1 pseudogene is annotated in these 248 nt (G+C 58.1%); it reads right to left on the bottom strand.

Annotated features, from left to right (window positions below):
* A pseudogene (locus tag A3722_RS10445) lies at positions 1–248 on the bottom strand (plasmid replication protein RepC); the annotation flags it as partial.

Here is a 248-nt window from a genome sequence, read left to right as displayed (position 1 = left end):
TTTCTTGAGTCTTCTTTATAGCTTGGGCGTCATTTTTGTCGGTGTTTTCCACAGGGTTTATCGCACCAGTCGCCTTGAGATAGGCCGCCTCGACTCGTTCCTGAAGTTCCTTGAACCACGCCAGTAGTCGCTCCAGTTGTTCAGAGGCGTGATGGCGGCGCGGAAGTCGGTCCAGAAGCTCCTCGAAGAGACCCGTGAATTGCGTCCAGGGCCCGCGCAACGCGCCGCTTACCGCCGCCTCGATCCGC

The organism is Sulfitobacter sp. HI0027, assembly GCF_001634775.1.
GTDB lineage: Bacteria > Pseudomonadota > Alphaproteobacteria > Rhodobacterales > Rhodobacteraceae > Sulfitobacter.
The sequence above is the reverse complement of the archived record's forward strand: the minus strand, read 5'-3'. Positions and strand labels throughout refer to the sequence as shown.